This is a genomic window from Myxococcus sp. AB036A (assembly GCF_006547355.1).
Taxonomy (GTDB): domain Bacteria; phylum Myxococcota; class Myxococcia; order Myxococcales; family Myxococcaceae; genus Myxococcus; species Myxococcus virescens.
In genome coordinates, this window is the sequence record NZ_VHLC01000178.1 from 1 (window position 1) to 8,682 (window position 8,682).

Annotated in this window: 5 protein-coding genes; all 5 read left to right on the plus strand. The window is 71.8% G+C overall.

Annotated elements, in window-relative coordinates; all coding sequences use genetic code 11:
- Positions 1–19 precede the first annotated feature (19 nt).
- Positions 20–1,795: a PP2C family protein-serine/threonine phosphatase gene (locus FL344_RS37305; RefSeq protein WP_141593573.1), complete on the plus strand. Its 1,776-nt coding sequence runs from the start codon at positions 20–22 to the stop codon at positions 1,793–1,795.
- Between the two features lie 23 nt (positions 1,796–1,818).
- On the plus strand, positions 1,819–4,335 hold the full coding sequence (locus tag FL344_RS37310) for a tetratricopeptide repeat protein (protein WP_141621853.1): 2,517 nt from the start codon (positions 1,819–1,821) through the stop codon (positions 4,333–4,335).
- A complete protein-coding gene (locus tag FL344_RS37315) occupies positions 4,332–5,252 on the plus strand; it encodes a PhnD/SsuA/transferrin family substrate-binding protein (RefSeq protein ID WP_141621854.1) in 921 nt (306 codons plus the stop codon). The genes FL344_RS37310 and FL344_RS37315 overlap by 4 nt, the downstream gene beginning before the upstream one ends.
- Positions 5,253–5,274: 22 nt before the next feature.
- Positions 5,275–8,028, plus strand: coding sequence for a TonB-dependent siderophore receptor (locus tag FL344_RS37320; protein WP_141621855.1), 2,754 nt, complete (start codon positions 5,275–5,277; stop codon positions 8,026–8,028).
- A gap of 3 nt (positions 8,029–8,031) precedes the next feature.
- Positions 8,032–8,682: hypothetical protein (locus FL344_RS37325; protein ID WP_141621856.1), on the plus strand; the 651-nt coding region annotated here is incomplete at its 3' end.

Consider the following 8,682-nt stretch of genomic DNA (forward strand, 5'->3'; position numbering starts at 1 on the left):
TCCCCACCCCGGCCCGCCCTTGTCCAGTACGAATACGCGACTGAAGTCCGCGCCCGCGTCCGACGAGTTCCCGGATGACGCCGCGCTCCCGCCGTCCGAGCGGACAGGCACCCAGGAAGTCACCGGCGCGCGGGAGTCCACCGCCACGCGCCTGACGGGCCCGTTGGGGCTGGCGGAGGGGGGCACCCGCACCCTCATCGCGCCACTGGAGGCGGGCGAGCTGCCCAACGTGGCCCAGATCAAGGGCCTGCGGTTGGACCAGATTCTCCTGCTCACCACCGGCGTCCTGGTGGTGCTCATCGTGGGCTTGCTGGCGGCGCTGTCGGTGGCCTCCACCAAGTCCCAGTTCGAGGAGACGGCGCTCGTCTCCAAGGAGCGCATCCAGGAGCAGGCGCGCGAGCTGGGCCAGACGGTGGGGCAGACCATCGCGCTCACCTCCGCCACCAACCTGCGCGACAACAACTACGCCTTCCTCGAAGAGGTGGCGGGCTCCATCGTCAAGACGAACCCCAACATCCTCCGGGTGCAGATTTTCGACCCGGACGGAGTCCGGATGGCGGACAGCGAAGGCGCCAGCGAGGACAAGGAGGACGTCGCACCGGTCCGTCGCGCCGAGCGCCGGCTGGTGAGCGCCTTCTACAGGGGGCAGCCCATCTCCGAAATCCAGGAGCCCATCGACTACGGCTCCAGCAGCGGCAAGGGGCTGGTCGTCATCAGCTACTCGCTGGGCGGGCTGCAGCAGCAGCTTGCGTCGCTGGAGCAGGACAAGCGCGCCACGGTGCGCGCCACCACGCTGCGCATGCTGGGGCTGGGGCTGGGCTTCGTGGTGCTGGCGGGCGTGCTGGTGGCCTACCAGAGCCGGCGCATCACCCGGCCGCTGGGCATGCTGACCGGCAAGGTGATGCAGCTGGCCGCCGGCAACCTGAGCGCGCGGGCGGGAACGGCGCAGGGCGCGGGCCGCGAGGTGGTGACGCTGGGCGTGGTGTTCAACCACATGGCCGAGCGCATCAAGGTGCTGCTGGAGGACGTGCGGGCCAAGGCGCAGCTGGAGCGCGAGGTGTCGCTCGCGCGCACCGTGCAGGAGACGCTGCTGCCGGGGCGCGAGGGCGTGCAGGTGGGGCCGCTGCGCATCGCAGGCCTGGTCGTCACCGCGGATGCATGCGGCGGCGACTGGTGGTTCCGGGCGGCCCTGGATGACCGGCGCATCGTCATTGGCATTGGCGACGTGACGGGCCACGGCCTGTCCACGTCGCTGGTGGCCACCAGCGCCACCAGTGGCTTCGCCTCGGCGATGACGCTGCGCGAGCCGTCGCAGGTGAACGCGCAGATGCTCATCACCGCCCTCAACGTGACGCTGGCCAACGTGGGCCGCGGTGAGCACCAGATGTCCAGCGCGCTGGCCGTCATCGACGTGTCCAACGGCTACATCGACTACGCGGCGGGCGCGCACCCCAGTCCGCTGGTGTTCAACAAGCGCAGCGGCCAGATTGCATCGTTGCCCGCGCGCGGCCCGCTGCTGGGCGCCTCCGTCGAATCCCAGTTCACCTCGCGTCAGGCCCAGCTGCGGCCTGGGGACGTGGTGGTCTGGTATACGGACGGCCTCACCGAGGCGCGCGACAACGCGGGCAAGCTCTACGGCACCCAGCGTCTGGCCGCCGCGGTCCAGGCGCACGCCCACCTGTCCGCGGAGGCGCTGCGTGACGCGGTGCTGGCGGACGCTCGAGCCTTCAGCGCCGGCCAGCCGCAGCGGGACGACATCACCGTCGTCGTGGCCGAGTTCAGCCCCGCCGCCTGACTTCCTTCTGGGACTCCACACGCATGCGACGCTCCCCACGACATCCCCGGTCGCGCCGTCTCACGCCGGCGCTCGCGCTGCTGACCACCCTGTGCGGCCCGCCCGCGCTGGCCCAGTACCGCCCGCCGCCCATGTCCGAATCCCAGCGGCTGGTGCGGGACGGCGAGGCGGCGCAGGTGGCCGCCAGCGCCGCCAGCGCCTCGGGTGACAAGAAGGAGGCCGAGGAGAAGTACCGCAAGGCCCTGGCCCTCTTCGAACAGGCGCTGACCGCCGAGCCGGGCTCCGTGGCCGCCGCCGCCGGCCTGGGGGCCAGCGCCAACGCGCTCAATGACTGGCAGCGCACCGTGGACCGGGTGCAGCCGGTGCTGACGGCGAACCCCTCGGAGCTGGCCCTGGCCTATCCGGTGAGCGTGGCGTACTTCAAGCTGCGCCGCTTCCCGGAGGCCGTGCCGCTGATGGAGCAGGTGGCCACGGCCGACAAGGCCGAACACCTCATCGTTCATTACTACCTGGCCAGCTACTACCTCTACGTCCAGCAGGGAGACGCGGCGGCCACGCGGCTGAAGCGCTACCTGGCGCTGCGTCCGCAGGCCCTGGCACCCAACGACTTCCAGATTCACGAGCTACTGGGCCGCGCCCACGTGCTGCGCGGGGATGCCGCGGCGGCGCGCGCGTCCTTCCAGCAGGCGCAGGCGGGCCGGCCAGAGTCGCCGTCGGTGCAGCTGGGCCTGGCGCAGGTGCTGGAGCTGGAGGGCAGGGCGGTGGAGGCGCGCACGCTGCTGGAGGGCGTCACCACGCGCTTCCCGAAGGCGGGCGATGCGCGCGAGAAGCTGGCCCGCCTGTACCTGGGCGCGGGGGACGTCGCGAAGGCGGACACGCAGGCCCAGGCGTTGGTGAAGCTGGGCAGCTCGCCCGCGGCGCACCTGCTGCTGGGTGACGTGCGCTTCGCCCAGAAGAACGCGGCCGCCGCGGAGGCGGAGTACCGCAAGGTGCTCCAGCTCCAGCCGGGCCTGGTGCTGGGTCAGATGGCGGTGGGCAAGGCGCTCCAGGCACAGGGCCGGCACGAGGAGGCCATCCAGTTCCTGGAGGGCGCGGTGCGCGCGGGCGCCAACAGCCTGGAGCTGTGGGCCAACCTGGGCTCGGTGAACCGGCGCGCGGGCCGCTTCCAGCGCGCGGTGGAGGTGCACCGGCGCGTGGTGGAGATGGCGCCGCGTCAGGCCCTGGGCTACGTGCTGCTGGGCGCGGACCACTTCGCCACCGGCCAGTGGGACCAGGCCATCGAGGACTACGCCAACGCGTTGCAGGTGGAGCCGGAACACGCCGGGGCGAAGCAGTGGCTGGCCCGGGCCCTGGCGCACCGGGCGCGGGACAGGGCGGGCACGGGACGGCTGGAGGATGCCGTCAGGGATTTGCGCCGCGCGTACGACCTGGACCGGAGCGCGCCCATGGCGCGCCGGCTGGGCGCCGCGCTGCTGGAGACGCGCGCCTACGCGGACGCGCGCAAGGTGATGGAGCAGGGCGTGGTGCTGCCCGGCGCCGCGTGGCGTGACAGCCTGCTGCTGGGGTACGCGCGGCTGGCCACGAACGATGCCCAGTCGGCGCTGGAGGCCTTCAATCGCGCGGCCACCCAGACGGAGGAGCCCGACGAAAAGGCGGAGGCCTCCGTCGGCGCCGCGCTGGCCGAGGTGGAGCTGGGGCAGGTGGACGCGGCGGTGCAGCGCCTCACCGCGGTGGGCCCGTCGCGCGCCGCGGCGCAGGTGGCGGGCGCCAACCTTCCGCGCGTGCTGGTGCGCCGGGCGCTGGTGCGCCTGGAGGCCGGAGACGCCGACGCCGCCGAGCGGGATTTGGACCTGGTGGACAAGCTGGGCACGGGCAACCGCAAGGAGCTGGTGCGGCTGGCCCAGTTCGTCCGCGGCCTGGCTCGCGTGGAGTCGGGGCGCCACGCGGAGGCGAGCGCGGCCATCACCAAGGCCCTGGCGTCCACGCAGCCCTGGGCCTGGCCCAACACGCGCGCGCTGGCCACCGCCTTCGTGCTCTACAAGAAGGGGCAGGTGCCCGCCGCGCGCAAGCAGCTGGCGGCGGCGGCGAAGAAGCCGATGCCCGGACAGCCCAAGTGGCTGACGGCGATGACGGGCGCGCTCCACCGTCGCGAGGCGTCCCAGGCGTACAATGCCGGCAACATGAGGGTGGCGGAGAAGGCCTTCAAGGCCGCGCTCGCCGGCAATCCGGACGACACGCAGGTGCAGCACAACCTGGCCTGCGTCGACTGGCGCAAGGGCCGCACGACAGACGCCGTGGAGGTGTGGCGCCGGCTGGAGTCGAGCGTGCCGGTGGCCGCGCTCAACCTTGGCATCGACGCGCAGGAGCGCCGCAAGGACGCGGGCGAGGCCGTGGAGGCCTGGCGCCGCTACCTGGCCGGCGGCAGCGGCCCGCGCATGGCGCAGGTGCGAGAGTGGAAGGAACGCCTGCAGAGTCTGCACGGCCTGGCCGAGCCCGCCTCGGGCGCGCCCGCGGACGCCACCGTGGAGGAGACCCCATGAAGACGTCACCTCGCTTCTTCCTGGCTGGCCTCGTGCTGGCCTGCACCCTGACGGCCAGCTCCGCGCTCGCGGCGCCGAAGAAGGCCACGCTGGGGGTGTTCCTCGCCACCACGCTCGCGGATGGCCAGGAGCGCTTCGAGTACGCGGAGGCCCTGGCCGCCCGGCTGACGGAGACCCTGGACACGCCCGTGGCCGCCAAGAGCTTCGGCCGCTACGAGGACTTCTCCCGCGCGGTGGCGGGCGGGATGGTGGACTTCGCGGTGGTGGATGCGTGGGCCGCGGTGCAGCTGGGCGCGAAGGCGAAGCCGGTGGCCTGGGCCTCACGCGCGGGTGACACGCAGCAGCGCTGGGCCATTGTCGCGTTGCAGCGCGGCGTGGTGAAGGACCTCGCCGGCAAGCGCCTGGCGCACGTGAAGGGCGCGGGTCCGGCGGACCCGAAGTTCGTCACCCACGTCGTGCTCGGCGGCGACCTGGACGCCCAGAAGCACTTCAAGCTGGCCCCCGTGCCGAACGTGGAGTCCGCGCTGAAGATGCTGGAGGCCAAGGGCGCGGAGGCGGCGCTCGTCCCGCTGGCGCACGTGCCCAAGGGCAAGGACGTGCGCGTGCTCTTCCGCAGTGGCCGGGTGCCGGGGGCCGTGCTGGTGGACCTGCGCAACCACGAGGCCGCGCTCACGGGCGCGCTGGGGAAGGTGGGCGCGGTGGCGCCCTTCGATGCCTTCGCGCGGCTCCAGGACAAGGACTTCGACGATTTCAGCAAGCTCGTCACGCGTGGCCCGCCGCGGCGTCAGCCCGTGCTGGCGGAAGGGGCGGAGCTTCACGTGGAGGCCGAGGTGCTGGTGCGCTCAGAGGAGCTGGGCCCCGCGCTTCCGTCCTTCGTTGGAGACCTCGCCGTCTCCGCGGAACAGCCAGACGACTGAACCTTTCCCGAGTTTCTAGAGAATGAGAGCCAGCGACTTGGCCCGGCGTTGTCTCTGGGGTAGCTTGAAAATGATGGCGTTGGTGTCCAGCCGTGAAACCGCGTTCCCCCGGACGCAAGCGCTGGCGCCGAGCCCGTCTCCGGGTCGTACGTACAGGACCTCGGGTGTCCATGCTCCACCCTTGGATGTGAGAACGATGCACTCGACTCTGTTCGGTGAGCCGCGGCTGGGCGCGGCGAAGGCGGTTGCCGGTCGCCGCGCCCTGCGCGCCGGCCTGCCTCTTTCCATCATGCTGTGCGTGCTGTCCCTCGCCGTCCCTTCGAGCGCGTCAGCGCAGGAGGCCGCGGAGGCAGAGGCTCCCGCCAAGGTGAAACGCCGGAAGCGGGTGGTGAAGCCCGCGGCCTCCGCGCGTCCCGCCGCGAAGACGGCGAAGAAGCCGAAGAAGCCCGTGAAGCCGCCCGTCGAGGACGCGGACGACCCGGAGATTCCCGTCCTGGGTGGCGGGCCTGTCGCGGATGAGCCGTCGCCCGCGAGCGCGCCGGCACCCGTGCCCACGCCGCCCTCCGCCGCGCCCCTGACGCCGGCCACGCCCCTGACGGCCGAGCCTGCCTCACCGCAGGCGCTGCCGCCGGTCGGCGCGGACTTCAACCCGTCGGACGCGCCGACGCAGCTCCCGCCGGCCACCGCGACGCTGCCCGCGCACCAGCCCGCGCCCGCGTCGAACATCCCCATCAGCGCGCCCTTCGCGGAGCCGACCCTGGATCGCCCCTTGCCGCCGCAGTCCGGGCTCGCGGGCCTGGGGGTGGACCCGCTGGACGGCGCCGACGCGCTGGAGGAGTCCGTCAACCGCGTGCTGAGCGAGGCGGTGGTGACCACCGCCGGCAAGCGCAACCAGCGCATCTCCGACGTGCCTCTCACGGTGTCCTGGATTCCGGCCGACGAACTGGAAGGCACCGGCCAGTTCACGCTGTGCGAGGCCATCCAGTACTTCCCCGGCATGGAGTGCCGCCGGGGCTCCATGCGCAAGGCGGCGGTGAGCGCGCGCGGCCTGGGCTCCAACTACCTGTCCAACCGACTGCTGCTGCTCCAGGACGGCCGTCCGCTGACGGACCCTTGGACGGGCCAGTTCTACGCGGACGAGACCACGCCGCTCACCAACCTCAAGCAGGTGGAGGTCATCCGCGGCCCGGGGTCCTCGCTGTACGGCTCCAACGCCTTCAGCGGCGTCATCAACGTCATCCAGCGCCAGCCGTCGGACCTCATCGAGAAGGGCAAGAACGTGGGCGCCGAGGCCCGGGTGCTGGCGGGCCAGGACCAGACGTGGCGTCTGCACGGCACCGTGGCGGGCCGTGGCGGTCCGGTGGAGGCGCTGCTGGGCTACTACGGCTTCGGCTCGGACGGCCCGCAGCTCTTCAACGACCCGCGCGTGGGCCGGGTGGACACCAACCAGGACTCGCTGGTGCACCAGGTCAACGGCAAGGTGCGCATCGGGCCCCTGGCGCTGGACGCGGACTTCACGGACGCGGAGATTGGCCGCCCGGGTGGCACGCACATCTCCACCGTGGGCAACTGCGGCCGCTGCCACTACACGCCGAACGACTCCGAGTCGGTGCAGAACTTCAACGCGTCCGCGCAGGTGGACCAGCAGGTCACCGACAACCTGCGCCTCTTCGGCCAGGCGTACGGCTTCTTCAAGCGCCGCGACGTGCTGATGGAGAACGCCTTCGGCGGCGACCCCACCCGCGCGCTGGGCAAGCGGCGCCGGCTGGGCGGCGAGGCGCGCGCGCTGTGGACGATGGGCGACCTCAACGTCACCTTCGGTGGTGACTTGAAGGCGGACGCCGTCAACGTGCCCAACGTCCTGCCCGAGCTGAGCATGGACGACACGCGGCAGACCATCCTGGGCGGCTTCGTGGACGCGGAGTACCGCCTCTTCAACCGGCTGGTGTTCGGCGCGGGTGCCCGTTACGACCGCTACCAGATTCCGGAGCGCGTCTGGCAGAATCGCACGGACCAGGTTTCGCCGCGCGCCAGCGTCGTGTTCCACGCGGTGCCGGAGTTGCTGACGCTGCGCACCAACTACGGCCGCGCCTTCCGGGCGCCCACGTTGGCGGAGCTGGCCATCAACCAGCAGATGTACGCGGCCACACTGGTGGGCAACTCCAACCTTCGCGCGGAGACGCTGGACACCATCGAGGCATCGGTGGATTTCTGGCCCTTCGATCGGAGGGTGCGCCTGACGGGTACGGGCTTCTACAATCTGGCGAAGAACTTCATCAACCAGCAGCTCGTCTTCGGCTCTGTGTCGCAGTTCCAGAACCTGGGCGACGCGCGGGTGGCGGGCTTCGAGCTGGAAGCGGCCGCGCAGATTCCGTCCATCAACTCGTCCTTCGACATCGCGTACCAGTTCCTCGACGCCAAGGCGCTGCCGTACGACGACGGCCCCCAGTCGCCGCTGGACTACGCGCCGGCCCATCGCATCTACGCGCGTGGCCGGACCAACATCGGCAAGGTCGCCTTCGTGGAGCTGTACGCGCTGCTGGTGGGCTCACGTTATGACCCGGGCTTCGAGGTGGACGAGACGACGGGCCTGCCCACCACCCGCGTGCAGCTGCCCAGCTACGTCACCGCCAGCGCGCGGGTGGGCTTCAACGTCTACGACGGCATCTCCGTGTCGTTCCTCGGCTCCAACCTCTTCAACGCGAAGTACGAGGAATCCCACGGCTTCCCAGCACCGCCTCAGTCGTTCTTCAGTGAAGTCAAGGTTCGATACTAGCCCTTGAGTACCGCCCCCCACCTGGAGGCCGGCGGCCTCCTGTTGATCGCAGACGAGACGCTTTCTCCGGCGCTGGTGGAGCAGGCGGCTCCCGTCCTTGCACAGGGCGGCATGGCGCTTTGCCAGGGGCCGGGGTCGCCTTCGGGGCCCCGGCGTCTGGTGCTCTTCGACGGGAAGTTGACGCCCGCGCACGCGGAGGCGCTGCGCGGCGAGCCGCCCGCGCTGCTGCTGGCGACGCGGGCCTCCGACGGACGTCCCTCCGCGTGGGAGGCGCGCCTGTTGGGGGACCTGCTTCGCGGCGCGCCGCTGTTGCCCGCGGGGGCATCGCGGCACCGGCTTCAGTCGGTGGCGGACATCAACGCCACCGGTGAGGCTGCCGCGCAGGCCGTCACCCAGGCGCGGGGTTCGCGGACGGCGGCGGCGCTGGTGGGCGACGTGGTGCACGAACTGGCGGCCAACGCGATGTGGGACGCGCCGGTGGATGCGCAGGGCCAGCACCGGTACGCGCACCGCCGCTCCGAGGTCCGAGAGGTGGCGCCGGAGGACGCGTGCGAGCTGTCCTTCGTGGTGGAAGAGGGCCGCATGTGGTTGGAAGTCGTGGACCGCTTCGGTGGTCTGCGTCCGGGGCCCTTCGCCCGGGCGCTGGGAGGGTGG

Bases quoted from the DNA above. Each gene is read 5' to 3' on its own strand.
- FL344_RS37310 (WP_141621853.1), top strand. From the start codon at position 1,819: ATGCGACGCTCCCCACGACATCCCCGGTCGCGCCGTCTCACGCCGGCG.
- FL344_RS37315 (WP_141621854.1), top strand. From the start codon at position 4,332: ATGAAGACGTCACCTCGCTTCTTCCTGGCTGGCCTCGTGCTGGCCTGC.
- FL344_RS37320 (WP_141621855.1), top strand. From the start codon at position 5,275: ATGAGAGCCAGCGACTTGGCCCGGCGTTGTCTCTGGGGTAGCTTGAAA.